Genomic DNA, 16,007 nt, shown 5'->3' with positions numbered 1-16,007 from the left:
GATGTGACCAAACAGCCGCGGCGCATCGGGTGCTCCCCGCACGCGCGGGGACGAGCTTGATTCCCGCCTAATGAGTTGACCAACTGCTCCTAGTAGGCGGGGTCTCACACCGAGTGTGTGATGCGGAGTGGGGTCGGTTCTTCCCATCCTGGTGAGTCGAGGGTGTCGCGGGGGTCGGGTGCGGGTTGTCGTAGTGCTGTTTCGGGTGCGTCCAGGAGTTCGGTGTACAGCCGGACGCCTTCGTCTTGGGCTCGTTGCCGGGCGGTCTCATGACACTGTGCGATGGCTTTTGCCAGCCGGTCGGGCTCGGCGGACATGGCGGCGGGAGAGATCCGGAGTTCGGTGATGGTGCCGTTCACGTCGGCCTCGACGGTCACTGTTCCGGCTGCTGACTGAGCGCGACCTCGGACCTGCGCGATCGCCTGTAGCCTGCGCGCGTTGCGTTCGGCCTTCTGCTGCGCGTCATCACTCATCCGGCGGCCCCCTCGTTGCGTCACGCGGTGTAGAGCCCGCGATTGTGAGCGTCGAACCGAACGGTAGCGACTCCGGGAGGAGCGCGGCAACCGGTGATCTCGGCTAACGCGCACGACATCGTATGCAGGGGCAGGACATGTCACGACGGCCGTGTGTGGCAGCGGCTGGCCTGTGTGCTCTGGCACATTGCCCGGGATTGCTGAGAACGGCTAGTTTGATCACGGTCTCGTCGTGGCGACGATAGGGGGATTCATGGCGTGTGAGACGGGTGTGCCCGGCGGTGAATTCCAGGTCGTGCCCGCCGAGGTGACCGACGCGGGCCGCTATGTGCAGTTGACCGCCGAGGAGTTGATCAACGGGGTCCGGTCGCTCGATACCGATGTGGCCGACTTGTTGACGCGGTGGAAGGGCAGTTCGGCTGATCACTATCACCAAGGCTGGGAGGAAGCCCGCGCGGGCGCGATCCAAGTACTGGAAGCCCTGCAGACGATGGCCGAACTCCTGGGGGTCGCCGGCACCGACTACGCGAAGATGGACGCGGGCAACGCCGACGATTTCTGTTCGCTGAATCTGCCGTGAATCAGCCACATGGTGAGGGTGGCAACAGAGATGGTTTGTGTCGAAGGTTGAGGGGTGGTCGTGGACGATTCACAAGCGTTTCAGGTCAAGCTGTCGGAGTTGGAGAGTATCGCCGACCGGATGTCCGCGTTCGTGACCTTCCTCGCCGACAGTTTGGCGGGTTTGGAGCAGCGGATCGGCACGGTGCAGCAAAGCTGGACCGGTGAGGCAGCCGACGCGCAGGCCGCGGCGTTCCAGAAATGGCTGACCGGCGCGGGTGAAGTCTCCGAAGGAATCAAGGATATGAAACAGGCTGCCGCCGAAGCGCATTCACGGTACAGCAGCGCCGCGGCGGCGAATATCGCCATGCTCGGCCGAGGATAGATCCCACCGTGTCCGATTTCAACGTCGATCCGGGCGTCTACTCCACCGCCGCAACCAATCTCAACCAGTACGGAACCGACTTCCACGCCATCTTTCAGACGCAGATGTCCGCGCTGTCGGAGACCAAGGACATGGGTGGCACCGTCGGTGACTGTGGCCTGTGGGCGGCCTCGTACGACACGACCACTTCCGAGGCGTACGGCCTGGCGAGCTCGCTCGTCCAAGCGATGGACAACTACGCCGGGATTCTGCAGCAGGCCGGATACAACTACGCCGTCGCCGACTACCGGCCGGGCACCGGCCGCCCGGAACCGACAGCTCCGACCCAATTACCGATGGCGTGGAGTACCTGCCCGATCCCGCCTGCGTCCGCGGGAGGGCCTGGAAACGGTCTGATCGACGACGGGTTCGAACTCGCGGCCCAAGCCGGAGTACCCGTTCCTGATGGCGATCCCGACAAACTCTTGAAGGCCGCCGACCTGTGGGACGCGTTGGCCAAACACGAAAGCGTGGCAGGACTGCCCGCCAAACTCGAAGCGATCGCCAAGAACTTCGAGGCGGTGACCGCGCCGGAAGCATCGTTCATCGATGAAGACCTCCGTGAGATGAAGACCGCGGCCGAGGACATCTGCACCACCTTCGCCGACATCGCGCAATCGTGCCGCGACCAGAAGACAGCGATCGACGATCTACGGTCCAAGCTCAAGACCCTGCTCCAAGACCTCGCCGAAGACATCGCCCAAGAAGTCGCCGTCACGCTGGTCGTCTCTGCGGTAGCCGGAGTGCTGTCGGCCGGATTCGGTGCCGCGGCGGTCGCCGCCTACCGCGTGGGCAAGATCGCGATCAAGGTAAAGTCCTACGCAAGCAAGATCAAGAATATCGTCGACAACGCCAAGTTGTTGAGCAAGGTAACCAAGAAGGCGGATACGGCTGCCACCCAACAAAAGCTGCAGCGAATCGCCAATCTCATGGCGCAGCGCGTTGATGACCTCACCAGGGTCGCGCGCGAGAGGCTGACGAAGTCGCTGGATTACGCCCTCGGTAAAGGGCCGATGGAGCACGTATTCGTGCCCAAACACAAACTGGATGGGCTGGTGAATTCTCTGGGTGGTGAGGAAGCAACGATGAGAAGGCTCATTGAGAGCGTTCAAGGAGCACCGGATGGGGTGTACAACGGGTCGAATCCTCTGGTCCGCACGATCAACGGCTACACCGTCGAGATCCGCGGCGCCATGATCGATGGCGTCTTCAAGATCGGTACCGCGTACATTCCGTGACCAATCGCAAGAACTTTCTGGAGAACCGATGAGTGTTACACCGATTCAGCCTCGGGCTCTTACCGACCTCGAGTCTGGCGTAATCACCAAACTACTGGCCACCAGTAGGGCTGGCGCGCACGATTATCTACGTCAAATTCCGTATGCGCAGGTTGTCGCTACCTGGGGTATCGGTTCGCCCAGCGTTGATTTGGCGGTACCGGCCGAAGTGGTGGCCGCATCGGATTCGACGGATGGGATCTTCGCCAGCGCGGCTGTCACCGATCGTGGAGGGGCACCGATCGGTGAGGTCATTCTGTGGGTCGAGCACGGCAGACTCAGCGGAATTGAGTACGCCTGGTACACCGATGAGCGTCCGCAGGCGCTGCCCGAGCCTTCGCAGATCGAGGTTTTGTAGGGCGACACCTTCTGCGACGCGCCTTGCACATATGAAGAACAAGGATGGTGGATTTCGGCCGTAGAGGTCGGAAGAGTCCCGTAGTGAAGCTGGAATTTATTGGGCTGAGGCCGATGAAATCAGCGGTTTGACCCTCGAATTCGACTCCGGTGCAATGTTCCATGTTCCGGTCGACCAGCGCTACGAAGCCTGGGGGGTTGTAGGACCGGGCGGCTATCGAGTCATCTGTATGCCGGGTGGCGGGTTCGCCATCTGGTCCGCACGCAAATAGGTCGCCCCAAGGCCGGTTCAATGATGGCGTCGGTACCCCAGCCACCTCAGCTACGCTGACGGGCGGCGGAAAGTGAATGAAAAACCGCTCACCTGATCGAGAACGTGCTGGTCAGGAAGTGTGCTCCCCGCACGCGCGGGGATGAGCCCTACTCATGGGCGAAATCACGAAAGCTGTTGAAGTGCTCCCCGCACGCGCGGGGATGAGCCCATGGTCGCGATGGCGGAATGGATTTCCGAGAAGTGCTCCCCGCACACGCGGGGATGAGCCTATCGCTCAGCATGTGGCCGAGCGGCACGCGCCGTGCCCCTCACACGTGCCGGGATAAGCCGACAGCTGTCGGCAGGACCCGGTATGTTGCCATCGACTGCAGTCCGTGGCGACGCATGGAGGGGGAATGCTTTCTTCCGCAACGCGATCCGCATGGGCGAAGAGCAACCGTGATGGCGGAAAACTCTCGTTGGACTGCCACCTCGCCGATTCCGCAGCCGTCGCGGGACAGGTGTGGGATCGATGGTTGCCGCTGCGGACCAAACAGCGGATTTCGGAGGTGTTGCCCGCAGGGGTCGACGATGGGCGGATCCTGCTGCGATGGCTTGCGGGTGTGCACGATATCGGGAAGCTCTCACCGGCGTTCGCGTGCCAGGTTCCAGAGCTCGCCGATGTGATGGATCGTCACGGGTTGCGGATGCGCAGCGCCCTGTCCAATCGGAGTGCGCTGCCCCATGGGCTGGCGGGTCAGGTTGCGCTGGAACAGTTTTTGGCCGGGTACGGGTGGTGTGCTCCGGTGGCACGCACGTACTCGATCGTCGTCGGAAGTCACCATGGGCGGCCGCCTACTCTCCGGGACTCACGTACGGCCGGGGCCCAGACCACGCTGCTGGGTGACGGTCTGTGGGAGGAGTCGCGCCACGAGCTGCTCGCTCACATGACGGAGACGGTGGGTGCGACTGGCCGGCTGCGTGATTGGGCTGAGGTTCCGCTGCCGGTGCCCGTGCAGGTGCTCGTGACCGCCGCGGTGATCGTGTGCGACTGGATCGCGAGCAATCAAGATCTGTTTCCACTCGACGAGTCCCGTTCGTCGGCGGCAGCGGCTGCGCAGGCGTGGGCTGTGCTCAACCTGCCCGATCCGTGGGTGCCGTCGGTGGAGGTCGCGGGAGTCGATCTGTTCCGACGGCGGTTCGCCCTCCCCGCCGAGGCGTCTATCTGTCCGCTGCAGGCCGAATGTCTGCGCCTGGCAGAGGAACTGACCGAGCCCGGTCTCATGATCGTCGAAGCCCCGATGGGTGAGGGAAAGACGGAGGCGGCTCTTCTCGCGGCGGAGGTGTTGGCTCGCAGGTTCGGTCTGGGAGGCGTGTTCGTCGCGTTGCCGACGATGGCGACGTCGAACGCGATGTTCGATCGTGTGCACGAGTGGGTGAACCGGCTGGCCGGGACCCCGGGCAGCATGTTTCTCGCCCACGGCAAAGCGGCGCTGAATCCCGCCTTCGCCGAGTTGCGACGGCGAGGGTTCGCATCCATCGGTGTCGACTGCGGTGACGATGGCGTGGTCGCGCATGCCTGGTATGTGGGAAAGAAGGGACCGCTGGCCAATTTCGTGGTCGGCACCATCGATCAGGTGCTCCGCGCGGCACTCAAATCCCGGCACGTGATGTTGCGGCACCTCGGCCTGGCCAACAAGGTCGTCGTCATCGACGAGGTGCATGCCGCCGACAACTACATGGCGACCTACCTGTGCCGGTGTCTGGAATGGCTCGGCGCCTACCGAGTACCCGTCGTGCTGATGTCGGCCACCTTGCCGCCAGCGCAACGGCAATCGCTCCTCGACGCCTATCAGCGTGGCGCCCACGGAGGTGAGGCGGTCGATGACGTGCGAGCCCCGAGCAGCTACCCGAGTGTCACGGTGTGGCCGGCGAACACCACCGGTGCCGAGATCCCGGCGTCGGGACGAACGACCGACGTACGGATCGAGCGACTCGACGACGACCTCGCCGTGGTCGTATCGCGGGTGCGGGAACTGGTGGGGGACCAGGGGATAGCCGGGATCGTGTGCAACACCGTTGCCCGTGCCCAGCAGATGTTCGCCGCCCTCCGTGAGGAGGGAGTGTTCGGTGAGGACGAGCTGCTGCTGGTGCACTCCCGGTTCGTGTCCTCCCATCGCGCCGTGCTCGAGGACCGGCTGCGGTCGCTGCTGGGGCCGCCGGACAAAGCTGACCGACCGAACAGGTTCGTTCTGATCGGGACTCAGGTGATCGAACAGTCACTCGACATCGACCTCGATGTACTGATCACCGATCTCGCTCCGATCGACCTGCTCCTCCAACGCATCGGCCGACTGCACCGGCACCACCGACCCCGACGCCCTGCTGGACTGGACGTCGCACGATGCCTGATTCGCGGCGTCGACTGGCACGGCACCGTTCCTGCACCGGAAAAGGGCACGACGACGATCTACCGCACGGCACGCCTGTTGCGCGCGGCCGCTGTCCTCGATCGACAACCCGACGCACTGATCCGAATACCGCACGACGTTCCCGCCCTCGTCCGCGACGCCTACGCCGACACCGTCGCCGTGCCCACCACGTGGAGCACCGCGGTCGCCGACGCCGACGCCGACTGGCGAGCATTCACTGCCAAGCAGGAATCACGCGCCCGGGACTTCCTGCTCGGGCGGCCCTTCGGCGAGAACGCGGACCTACGCGGCTGGCTGACCGCAGCGGTCCCCGACAGTGTCGACGGAGCCCGGGGCCAAGCCCAGGTCCGCGACGCGGAGGACACGATCGAAGCCATCGTCGTGCGCCGCCGTGGCGACAACGTGTACACCCTGCCTGACCTCCCCGGCTTCGGCGACAGGCTGATCCCCACGGAAGGACCACCCTCGACCCCCTTCGCGAAGGCGTTGTCGGCGTGCACCATCCGGCTGCCCGCCGCACTGACCAACTACGGCCAGATGGACGCGGTCATCATCGCACTGGAGCGCAACCACTACCCGGGCTGGCAGCAATCGCCCTGGCTGGCCGGCGAACTTGTGCTCGAACTCGACGAAACCAGTTCCGCGATCGTCAACGACTGCCGACTCACCTACGACTACACCCTCGGCCTGTCGATCGAGAGGCCAGAACGCTGAGAGCCGGACCCGGCTTCGCGACACACCAGACGTAATGCTGAACATGCCACCGCGGATGCCGGGCTGTCACCTCGACAAGTGGCTGGCCGAAGGTCGATCCTGCCGATTTGCGACTTGATTCGACCGACTTTGTCGGTCGCTGTCGCTATGCTGCCGAAGCAACGGGCCATCGAAAGTAAACGGTCCTGATCTTGAATTGGTTGTGCAGCAACAAAATTCGGACACGGGGGACACCCAGTGGGGACATCGGGTACAGAGGGCGACCATCGACTCGTCCTGGGGGAGACGCAGACAGCCAACGCGACGCCGCGGTTCGATCTGCTCGAACAGCCCTGGATCATGGCACTCGACGAGACCGGCCGACTGCGTACCGAATCGCTGCGCAGCGTGTTTCACCATGCGGGTGCACTGTCGACGCTGACCGGAGAAGTCCCCACTCAAGCATTCGCGGTGTTTCGGCTGCTGCTGGCGGTGCTGCGGCGCAGTGTCGGGCACCGAACGGGTCGCTCCGTCGAGATCTGGCGTGGCCTGTGGTCGACCTCGGGATGGCCGAGCGCCGAGCTCGATGCCTACCTGACGGCCCACGCGGAGCGGTTCGATCTACTCGACGCGGCCCAGCCGTTCATGCAGGTCGCCGATCTCCAGGCGGTCTCCGGCGACGTCAGCTCGCTCGATCGACTCATCGCCGACGTCCCCAATGGGGAGAAGTACTTCACGACCCGCGCCGGCTGCGAGATCGACGCCATCGGATTCGCTGAGGCGGCACGCTGGCTCGTGCACGCCCACGCGTTCGACCCCTCGGGCATCAAGACCGGCGCTGTGGGCGATCCTCGCGTCAAGAACGGCAAGGGGTATCCGATCGGCGTCGCCTGGACCGGGAACCTCGGAGGAGTGCTCCTCGAAGGCCGAAACCTGCGCGAGACCCTGCTGCTCAACCTCGTGCTCGTCGACATCGACGGCGAGCGATTCGACCCGGACGACCGGCCGGCCTGGGAACGGGAGCCTTGCCGACCGCACGTCGAGGGGCACCGGGTACCGTCGGGACCGGCGGACCTGTGCACCTGGCAGAGCAGGCGAATCCGACTGGTACACAGTGACACTCACGTTACCGGCGTCATCCTGTGCAACGGTGACCCGCTGGAGCCGCGCAACCGCTACCGGATCGAGCCGATGTGCGGATGGCGGTTCAGTCCCAACCAGTCCAAGAAAGCCGGCGGTAAGGCCCAATTTCTGCCACGGACCCATGATCCGCAGCGGGCGCTGTGGCGGGGGATGAGCGCGCTGCTCGGCGAGATCGGTACGCGCCCTGGCGACTCCGAGACGATCGCGCCCGGGGTATTGGAGTGGATGTACCGACTCCTCGACGCCGATGCCCTCGACCCGGCGCATCAGGTGCGCTTGCACGCGATCGGCATGGAGTACATCAACAACCAGTCCGTCGTCGGTGACATCTACGACGACGCGATCGGTTTCCGGATCGCGCTGCTGTCGTCGAATCCAGCCCTTCGCCAGACCGCGCTCAACGCCGTACAGACCGCCGACGACCTCGTCGCGGCGGTCGCGATATTGGCCGGCAACCTCGCGATCGCCGCGGGCGGCGACGCGGACGGCGCTCGCGCCCGGGCACGCGGCCGCGGATACTTCGCCCTCGACGCTCCCTACCGACGGTGGCTCGGCGACTTGTCGCCCGGCTGCGACACGGCAGCGGCCACCGAACAGTGGGAACACACCACGCGGCAGATCATCGAATCACTCGGCCGCGACCTCATCGACGCCGCAGGGACACCGGCGTGGATCGGCCGCGTAGTGGGCGACCACTACATCGACGCCAGCGTGGCGGCCATCTGGTTCCGGGCACGGCTGCGGAAACTGCTGCCCGCCGCCTATCCCACCCACCTCGACCACGGAGACACCGCCGCGTGAACGACACCACCGCCACGGCTCCCACCTACGCCGACCGGGACCAGGCCCTGAAAGAGTTCGTGACCGCCCAGGTCTCGGCAGTACAGAACCGATACCTGCGCGATAGCCCGGACGCCGTCGCGGCCCTGGCGCGGCTACGGCGCGGTGTCGGCCACCCGGCGGGCAGCCAACCCGACCTGTACGCGCTCACGCTCGACAATCTGCCCGAAATCCTCACCGACCCCGCCTATTTCACCGGTCGGGAACGAGCCGGACTGCCGACCCCTTGGGAGCAGGCCGCGCACGACGCGATCACCCTGCACGCCTGGCATCAGCAGTCCAAGGCGCAACGCATGCACCGACCGGGTATCGGCTTCGGTGCCGCGATGCGGCAACTCGGCGAGCACACCAACCCCGAAGGGGTCCGTCGACGCTTCCACGCCCTGGGGACCGCCGCTCACCACCACGGCCGACTGATCATGCTGCGGAGCCTGGTCGGACAGCTGCGCGCCGAGACGATCCCACTCGACTACGGCCGCCTCGCCAGCGATCTGCGGCGGCTCCACCGCGCCGACAGCGCCCGTCGGGTGCTCTTGCAATGGGGTCGCGACTACCACCGCACACCGACCACCACTTCCGGTTCCGGCCAGGACGGAACCTCCCCAGCGGAAGGCGATATCAAGTGACCCGACTGTTCGTCGACGTGCACATCCTGCAAACCGTGCCGCCGAGCAATATCAACCGCGACGACACCGGCAGCCCCAAAACCGCCGTCTACGGCGGCGTGACGCGGGCACGGGTGTCGAGCCAGGCATGGAAACGCGCGGCCCGATTGATGTTCCGCGAGCAACTCGACCCCGCAACCCTCGGCGTGCGCACCAAACGCGTCGTCGAACTCGTCGCCCACCATATCCGCGCCATGGAGAAGTCCGTCTCCGATCCCGGCACCGCCGCCAAGGACGTCCTCGCCGCCGCGGGCATCAAGCTGGAAAAGCCCCAGCGTCGCAAGAAGAGCGACCAGGCCGACGACTCCGGCACCGCGGGGAACGACGAGCTCGAACAATCGAAGTACCTGCTGTTCCTCAGCGCCTCCCAGAGTCAGCGACTCGCGGAGCTGGCGATCACCGCCCGCACCACCGGCCAGCCGATCGACAAGGCCGCCGCGCGCGCCGCCGCCCAAGGCGACAACAGCATCGACGTCGCCCTGTTCGGGCGCATGGTCGCCGACTCCGCCGACCTCAATATCGACGCCGCGGCCCAAGTCGCCCACGCGATCAGCGTTCATGCCGTGGACAACGAGTTCGACTATTTCACCGCCGTCGACGACCGCGCCCCCGACGACAACGCCGGCGCCGGAATGCTCGGCTACGTGGAATTCAACTCCTCCACCCTCTACCGCTATGCCACCGTCAACGTCGCGATGTTGCGGGAGAACCTCGGCGACGACACCGCCACCGAGGCGGCGATCCGCACATTCCTCAATGCGTTCGTCCGGGCCATGCCCACGGGCAAACAGAACACCTTCGCCAACCGCACGTTGCCCGAAGCCGTCGTCATCAGTGTGCGCACCGATCAACCCGTCAACCTCGTCGGCGCGTTCGAAGAACCCGTCAACGCCGCGGGCACCGCGCGCGCGAGCGCCGCCGCCAAAGCCCTCGTCACCCGGCTGGACGCTGTCGAGCACAGCTACGGCGACGGCACGACCCGCACCTACGTGGTCGCCGCCGGCGACAGCGCGGGCGAGCTCGCGTCGCTCGGAGATCCGATGCCGCTCACGGCCGCGATCGACGAGGTCGCCGCGGCAGTCCGCGCCGCCGTGGGTGCCCCCGCGTGACCGTCCTGCTGCTGAAACTGGCCGCACCGCTGCAATCGTGGGGCGTGGCCAGCCGATTCGCCCGCCGCGACACCCAACCCCACCCCTCCAAGAGCGGAATCCTCGGGTTGATCGCCGCCGCCCGCGGCCGCCGCCGCACCGACCCCATCGAGGATGAGCTGGTCGGACTCGCATTCGGAGTACGGGTCGACCAGCCGGGCACCCTGGCGCGTGACTTCCAAGTCGCGGTCAGCCTCGACGAACGCACCAAATATCCGCTATCCCAACGCTTCTACCTGTCCGACGCCAAGTTCGTCGCGGCCATCGAAGGGGAACGAGAACTGCTGGAAGGCATCCGCGACGTCCTGTCCCGCCCGGCGTTCCCGCTTTACCTCGGCCGCCGCTCCTGCCCGGCCACCGAACCTCTCGTGCTGGGCGAGCTTCGCGACGACAGCATGCCCGCGGCACTGAAAGACCCCAGCACCTGGCAGGCCGCGCGCTGGCACCGGCGCAAACAACCCCGCGTCGTGCACCTGCCGATATTCCGCGACCGCGTCGACACCGACCCGATCGACCCGCACACCGACCAGATCCGCGACGTGCCGATCAGCTTCGATCCCCGCCGCCGCGAATACGGTTGGCGCACAGTCATCACCGACTACACCCGCGTCGACAACCCGGACGGCCACCACGCCCACCACGACCCACTGTCAGCCCTCGGGGGAAGCTGATGTACCTGTCCCGCATCCCACTCAACCCCGCCCGCCGCGGCACCCGACACTTCCTCACCTCACCCCAGATCACCCACGCCGCGGTGATGTCCTCGTTCCCGCCCGGCACACTCGACCGCACACCCGGTACAGGACGGGTGCTGTGGCGAATCGACCAGCACGGCAACGACATCCATCTCTACGTTGTCAGCCCGGCCGAACCCGACTTCACCCACATCGTCGAACAAGCCGGCTGGCCGACCACCAGCGCTTGGGCCACCCGCAAATACGCCCAACTGCTCGACACCCTCACCGTCGGACAGCGCTGGCACTTCCGGCTCACCGCCAACCCGGTCCGGAGCGCACCCACCAGCACCACACCCACAGCGGACCGGCAGCGCGGACACATCGCGGGACTCAACCGCCGTCAGCAACAAGAATGGTTGCGCCGCAAAGCAGTCGACGCCGGATTCCGGCTTGCCCCCTGCGGACCACCCGAGCAGCAAGAGGACGACGTCCAAGTCCTCGCCCGCGACAGCATCACCTTCCGCCGCGGATCGAGCCGAGTGAACCTCTCGATCGTGACCTTCGAAGGCACACTGATCGTCTCCGACGCCGACAAACTCACCACCGCCCTGACTCAGGGGATCGGTCGAGCCAAGGGCTACGGCTGCGGGCTGATGACACTGGCCCCACCACGATGAGCGACATACCAGGAATCCGACCCGTCCGCATCGGCGAGCTCGTGCGCGCCCAGGACCGGCTCACATTCATCTACCTCGAACGCGCCGTGATCCACCGAGACGCCAACGCCATCACCGCCACCGACGAACGCGGCGTCGTCCACATTCCCGCCGCCACACTCGGCGCGCTGCTACTCGGCCCCGGCACCAGAATCACCCATCAGGCGATGATGCTGCTCGCCGAAAGCGGCTCCACCGCAGTCTGGGTCGGCGAACGCGGCGTCCGCTACTACGCCCACGGCCGCTCCCTCGCCCGCAGTTCCCGACTGCTCGAAGCTCAAGCACTCGCGGTATCCAACCAGACCTCCCGGCTACGAGTGGCCCGGGCGATGTACGCGATGCGTTTCCCCGGCGACAACGTCGACGCACTCACAATGCAGCAGCTACGCGGCCGCGAAGGCGCACGCGTCCGCCGCATCTACCGAGAACATGCCCATCGAACCGGCATCGAATGGAACCGCCGCGACTACACCCCCGACGACTTCACCGCCGGCGACCCCGTCAACCAGGCACTATCAGCCGCCACCACCTGCCTCTACGGCATCACCCACGCTGTCGTCGTCGCCCTGGGCTGCTCCCCAGGACTCGGATTCGTCCACACCGGCCACGAACGCTCATTCGTCTTCGACCTCGCCGACCTCTACAAAGCCGAATACGCCATCCCCATCGCCTTCGACATCGCAGCCGAAGCACCCGACGACATCGGCGCCGCCACCCGCCGAGCCGTCCGCGACGCCGTCCACGCCGGCGGACTGCTCACCCGCTGCTGCCGCGACATCCACACCCTGCTGCTCCCGGACGAACCCGACGCAGGCGACAGCTGGGACGCCGACGTCGTCGAGCTGTGGGACCGCGCCGGCAACCTCGCGGCCGGAACCTCCTACGACGACGAGGAAGTCCCGTGGTAGTGCTGGTGCTCTCAGCCTGCCCCGCCGGCCTGCGCGGCCACCTCACCCGCTGGCTGCTCGAAATCAGCCCCGGAGTCTTCGTCGGCATCCTGACCACACGTGTCCGCGACCTTGCCTGGCAACGCGTCGTGGAACTGTCCAAAGACGGCCGCGCCATCATGATCTACTCCACCCGATCCGAACAACACCTCGCCTTCAAAGTCCACCGACACGAATGGGAACCGGTCGACATCGACGGCATCCACCTCATGCGCCGCCCACCGCCAGGCGGGTCGATAGCCACGGGGCCGCGCCCGGGATGGAGTAAAGCGAGCAGGTACCGAAAGGCCGCACGGCGCAACCGCGGACAGGGAGAGGAGAAAAGTGAATGAAAACGGCACACCTTGCCTGCGAACATGCTGGTCAGGAAGTGTGCTCCCCGCACGCGCGGGGATGAGCCCAGATGCATCTCGCCGCGCTGGCGGCGTGCCCGGTGCTCCCCGCACGCGCGGGGATGAGCCCGGGACCACGTGCACGACGTCGCCGTTACCGATGTGCTCCCCGCACGCGCGGGGATGAGCCCGGCGCTACCGGGACGCCGGGCGGGCCGGGATCGTGCTCCCCGCACGCGCGGGGATGAGCCCCACCACATGATGTTTGCCGCCGTCGTGCCCGGGTGCTCCCCGCACGCGCGGGGATGAGCCCCGTTCCAGATCAGCAACGAGAACGGGCCGACCGTGCTCCCCGCACGCGCGGGGATGAGCCCATGCACGACGTATCTAAGCGAATCGTGGCCGAGTGCTCCCCGCACGCGCGGGGATGAGCCCTCTTCCGGCTTCATCGAGTACAACAACTCGGCGTGCTCCCCGCACGCGCGGGGATGAGCCCATCATGTCGTGATCGCATGGGTCTGGCTCGAGTGACCGCCGATGTCCTCGGTCACGCGGACCCGTCGATGACCCAGCGCGGCCATATGGCCCGCGGGCGTGTGTGCATCCGGCAGCTGCCGCCGCTTGCAACAAGCGGTCAGTGCCGAGTGAGTATGTTGGGACTCTGTTGGGGTCCAGTGAGGGTTTGAGCCCTCTTCCGCACGGGTAAAGGTGTGTACGACCCCGTTGTGGCTGGTCGGTCGGTTGATGAGTGCCCCCGGCAGGAATCGAACCTGCGACCTAGGGATTAGAAGGCCCTTGCTCTATCCAACTGAGCTACGGAGGCAGTCGGGTGGTGCACGGCTGTGTGCCACCAAACACCTTGACCGATATCGATCGTGGTGTCCAGCGGGTTAAGTATAGCGACCGTCCAGATGGGGGACGGTGGGCGTAGGGCTACCGTGGGGCGCGTCGGGGCGGGGTGGTACGGACCGGAGGACGGGAAACCCCGTGAGAGTCCGGATGGCTGCTTCGAACTACCCTGAGTCGTATGTCGACTCCGCAGGACCCGCCCGCAGTCGCCGACGTCCAGGCCAATCGGTCGGGGTCGGGGGCGAGGTTTGGTGTGCTCGCGGCTATGGCGGGGGCGTTCGCGGCCATGGTGGCGGCGCTGGTGGTGGGGCTGTCGGCGGCGGAGGCGCTGACGTTGCTCGGGATTCCTGATCCCGGGCCGCTCACGACGTATGGGTTGCCCGCGGTGCGGGCGGTTGCGGATCTGTCGGCGGCGTTGACTGTCGGGTCGTTGTTGTTCGCCGCGTTCCTGGTGCCGCCGCAGAAGGACGGGCTGCTCGATGTCGGCGGGTATCGGGCGTTGCGGCGGGCCGCGAATTCGGCGCTGGTGTGGGCGGGGGCGTCGGCGTTGCTGGTGCCGCTCACCCTGTCGGACACCACCGGGCAGCCCCTCGCCGACTCGCTGCGGCCGGAGGAGGTGTGGCGGGCGGCCGATACGGTCGATGTCGCGAGTTCGTGGCGGCTCACCGTGTTCTTCGTGCTGGTGCTCGCGGTCGGCTGCCGGGTCGTCCTGCGCTGGGGGTGGACGCCGGTGCTGCTGTGGCTGTCGGTGCTGTCGCTGCTGCCGGTCGCGCTGACGGGGCATTCGTCGTCGGGTGGGTCGCACGATGTGGCGACCAACAGTCTCATTCTGCATCTGCTCGCCACCGGGTTCTGGGTGGGCGGACTGTTCGCGGTGCTGGCCTACGCGTTGCGCGGGGGCAAGTGGACCGCGCTCGCCACCCGACGGTTCTCCACGGTCGCGACGGTGTCGTTCATCGTGATCGCGGCCAGCGGGGTGCTCAATGCCTGGGTGCGGTTGCAGGAGCCGTCGGATCTGGTGGACACCACCTACGGGCGGCTGGTGCTGGCCAAGACGGCGGCGCTCATCGTGCTCGGCGTCATCGGGTATATGCAGCGCCGCGCCGCGCTCCCCGATCTGGAGGCCGATCCGAGCGATCGCCGGGCACTCATCCGGTTCGCGGGTGTCGAGGCGCTGATCTTCGCGGCCACCGTCGGGCTGGCGGTCGGGCTCGGGCGCACCCCGCCGCCGGATCTGAAGCAGATCCCGACTCCGGCCGAGGTCGAACTCGGCTACAACCTGGCCGGGCCGCCGACCGCCGGGCGGCTGCTGTTCGACTGGCGGTTCGACCTGATCTACGGCACCCTCGCGATCGTGCTCGCCGTCCTCTATATCCGCGGTGTGGTGCGGCTGCGGGCGCGCGGCGACGCGTGGCCGGTCGGGCGCACCATCGCCTGGCTGTCGGGCTGCGCGGTCCTGCTCATCGCGACCAGCTCCGGCATCGGCCGCTACGCGCCCGCGATGTTCAGCGTGCACATGGGTCAGCACATGCTGTTGTCCATGCTCGCGCCGATTCTGTTCGCGCTGGGCGGGCCGGTGCTGCTGGCGCTGCGGGCCCTGCCGCCCGCGGGGCGCGACGCCCCGCCGGGACCGCGCGAATGGATTCTGGCGGCCGTGCACAATCCGGTGTCGCGCTTCATGACCCAGCCCGTGGTGGCGTCGGTGTTCTTCGTGGTCGGGTTCTACGGCCTGTACATGGGCGGCCTGTTCGACCAGTTCGTGGACTCGCACGGCGCGCACCTGCTGATGAACCTGCACTTCCTGGTGAGCGGCTACCTCTTCTATTGGGTGGTCATCGGGATCGACCCCAAGCCGCGTCAGGTGGAGCCGCTCACCAAGGTGGGCATGGTGTTCGGCTCACTGCCCTTCCACGCCTTCTTCGGCGTGGCGCTGATGAGCATGAACAGCGTTATGGGCGGTTGGTTCTACCGCAGCCTCGGCCTGGGCTGGAACGACAACCTGCTCGAGGACCAGCGCAATGGCGGCAGCCTGGCCTGGGCCAGCGGTGAGATTCCGCTGGTATTGGTGATGCTGGCACTGCTCATCCAATGGTCGCGCAGCGATCAGCGGCTGGCCAACCGCATCGACCGCGCCGCCGACCGGGACGACGACGCCGAACTGGCCGCGCACAACGCCATGTTCGCCGAACTGGCGAGACGGGATCGAGAGGTACGCAAGTGACT

15 protein-coding genes, 1 tRNA gene, 1 pseudogene and 1 CRISPR repeat array are annotated in these 16,007 nt (G+C 66.4%); of the genes and pseudogenes, 15 read left to right on the top strand and 2 right to left on the bottom strand.

The features are described 5' to 3' along the window. Window positions 1-104 precede the first annotated feature (104 nt). A complete protein-coding gene (locus QMO76_RS12075) occupies window positions 105-473 on the bottom strand; it encodes a YbaB/EbfC family nucleoid-associated protein (RefSeq protein ID WP_306361321.1) in 369 nt (122 codons plus the stop codon). Between the two features lie 253 nt (window positions 474-726). On the opposite strand from QMO76_RS12075, the gene QMO76_RS12070 reads away from it, so the two are divergent. The 14 genes and pseudogenes from QMO76_RS12070 to QMO76_RS35340 form a co-directional block, all read left to right on the top strand. Continuing rightward, window positions 727-1,053 (top strand): WXG100 family type VII secretion target, encoded by a 327-nt coding sequence (locus QMO76_RS12070; RefSeq protein WP_306361320.1) that lies wholly within the window; start codon window positions 727-729, stop codon window positions 1,051-1,053. A gap of 54 nt (window positions 1,054-1,107) precedes the next feature. Continuing rightward, entirely contained in the window at window positions 1,108-1,416 is a 309-nt protein-coding gene (locus tag QMO76_RS12065; protein WP_306361319.1) for a WXG100 family type VII secretion target, read from the top strand. An 8-nt stretch (window positions 1,417-1,424) separates the two neighbouring features. Next, window positions 1,425-2,693, top strand: coding sequence for a hypothetical protein (locus tag QMO76_RS12060; RefSeq protein ID WP_306361318.1), 1,269 nt, complete (start codon window positions 1,425-1,427; stop codon window positions 2,691-2,693). Window positions 2,694-2,721: 28 nt separating this feature from the next. Beyond that, a complete protein-coding gene (locus tag QMO76_RS12055; protein WP_306361317.1) occupies window positions 2,722-3,090 on the top strand; it encodes a hypothetical protein in 369 nt (122 codons plus the stop codon). A 94-nt stretch (window positions 3,091-3,184) separates the two neighbouring features. Continuing rightward, window positions 3,185-3,361, top strand: coding sequence for a DUF6188 family protein (locus tag QMO76_RS12050; RefSeq protein WP_306361598.1), 177 nt, complete (start codon window positions 3,185-3,187; stop codon window positions 3,359-3,361). Window positions 3,362-3,758: 397 nt separating this feature from the next. Then, window positions 3,759-6,488: a CRISPR-associated helicase Cas3' gene (gene cas3, locus QMO76_RS12045; protein WP_306361316.1), complete on the top strand. Its 2,730-nt coding sequence runs from the start codon at window positions 3,759-3,761 to the stop codon at window positions 6,486-6,488. A gap of 237 nt (window positions 6,489-6,725) precedes the next feature. Beyond that, window positions 6,726-8,411, top strand: a complete 1,686-nt coding sequence (gene casA, locus QMO76_RS12040) for a type I-E CRISPR-associated protein Cse1/CasA (RefSeq protein ID WP_306361315.1) — start codon at window positions 6,726-6,728, stop codon at window positions 8,409-8,411. Continuing rightward, complete coding sequence (casB, locus tag QMO76_RS12035; protein ID WP_306361314.1) at window positions 8,408-9,076, top strand: type I-E CRISPR-associated protein Cse2/CasB; 669 nt, start codon at window positions 8,408-8,410, stop codon at window positions 9,074-9,076. The genes casA and casB overlap by 4 nt, the downstream gene beginning before the upstream one ends. Beyond that, window positions 9,073-10,224 (top strand): type I-E CRISPR-associated protein Cas7/Cse4/CasC, encoded by a 1,152-nt coding sequence (cas7e, locus tag QMO76_RS12030; protein WP_306361313.1) that lies wholly within the window; start codon window positions 9,073-9,075, stop codon window positions 10,222-10,224. The genes casB and cas7e overlap by 4 nt, the downstream gene beginning before the upstream one ends. Beyond that, on the top strand, window positions 10,221-10,934 hold the full coding sequence (cas5e, locus tag QMO76_RS12025; protein ID WP_306361312.1) for a type I-E CRISPR-associated protein Cas5/CasD: 714 nt from the start codon (window positions 10,221-10,223) through the stop codon (window positions 10,932-10,934). The genes cas7e and cas5e overlap by 4 nt, the downstream gene beginning before the upstream one ends. Further along, the gene (gene cas6e, locus QMO76_RS12020; RefSeq protein WP_306361311.1) at window positions 10,934-11,617 is read left to right on the top strand and encodes a type I-E CRISPR-associated protein Cas6/Cse3/CasE; all 684 of its coding nucleotides are present in this window, start codon (window positions 10,934-10,936) and stop codon (window positions 11,615-11,617) included. The genes cas5e and cas6e overlap by 1 nt, the downstream gene beginning before the upstream one ends. Then, window positions 11,614-12,564 carry a type I-E CRISPR-associated endonuclease Cas1e gene (cas1e, locus tag QMO76_RS12015; protein WP_306361310.1) on the top strand — a complete coding sequence of 317 codons (951 nt, stop codon included), beginning with the start codon at window positions 11,614-11,616 and terminating at the stop codon, window positions 12,562-12,564. Before cas6e ends, cas1e begins: the two co-directional genes overlap by 4 nt. After that, on the top strand, window positions 12,558-12,935 hold the full coding sequence (cas2e, locus tag QMO76_RS12010; protein WP_306361309.1) for a type I-E CRISPR-associated endoribonuclease Cas2e: 378 nt from the start codon (window positions 12,558-12,560) through the stop codon (window positions 12,933-12,935). Before cas1e ends, cas2e begins: the two co-directional genes overlap by 7 nt. A gap of 40 nt (window positions 12,936-12,975) precedes the next feature. After that, window positions 12,976-13,431: direct repeats of the CRISPR family, unit length 29 nt; unit sequence GTGCTCCCCGCACGCGCGGGGATGAGCCC. A 10-nt stretch (window positions 13,432-13,441) separates the two neighbouring features. Further along, a pseudogene (locus QMO76_RS35340) lies at window positions 13,442-13,641 on the top strand (hypothetical protein); the annotation flags it as partial. 43 nt (window positions 13,642-13,684) lie between these two features. Here the strand turns inward: QMO76_RS35340 and QMO76_RS12005 are convergent. Then, a tRNA-Arg gene (locus QMO76_RS12005) sits at window positions 13,685-13,758 on the bottom strand. Window positions 13,759-13,962: 204 nt separating this feature from the next. Between QMO76_RS12005 and QMO76_RS12000 the strand changes: the two genes are divergently transcribed. Continuing rightward, on the top strand, window positions 13,963-16,005 hold the full coding sequence (locus tag QMO76_RS12000) for a cytochrome c oxidase assembly protein (RefSeq protein ID WP_306361308.1): 2,043 nt from the start codon (window positions 13,963-13,965) through the stop codon (window positions 16,003-16,005). Window positions 16,006-16,007 lie beyond the last annotated feature (2 nt).

It is taken from the genome of Nocardia sp. CC227C (genome assembly GCF_030767025.1).
GTDB lineage: Bacteria > Actinomycetota > Actinomycetes > Mycobacteriales > Mycobacteriaceae > Nocardia.
This window is presented reverse-complemented; position numbering and strand designations above follow the sequence as displayed.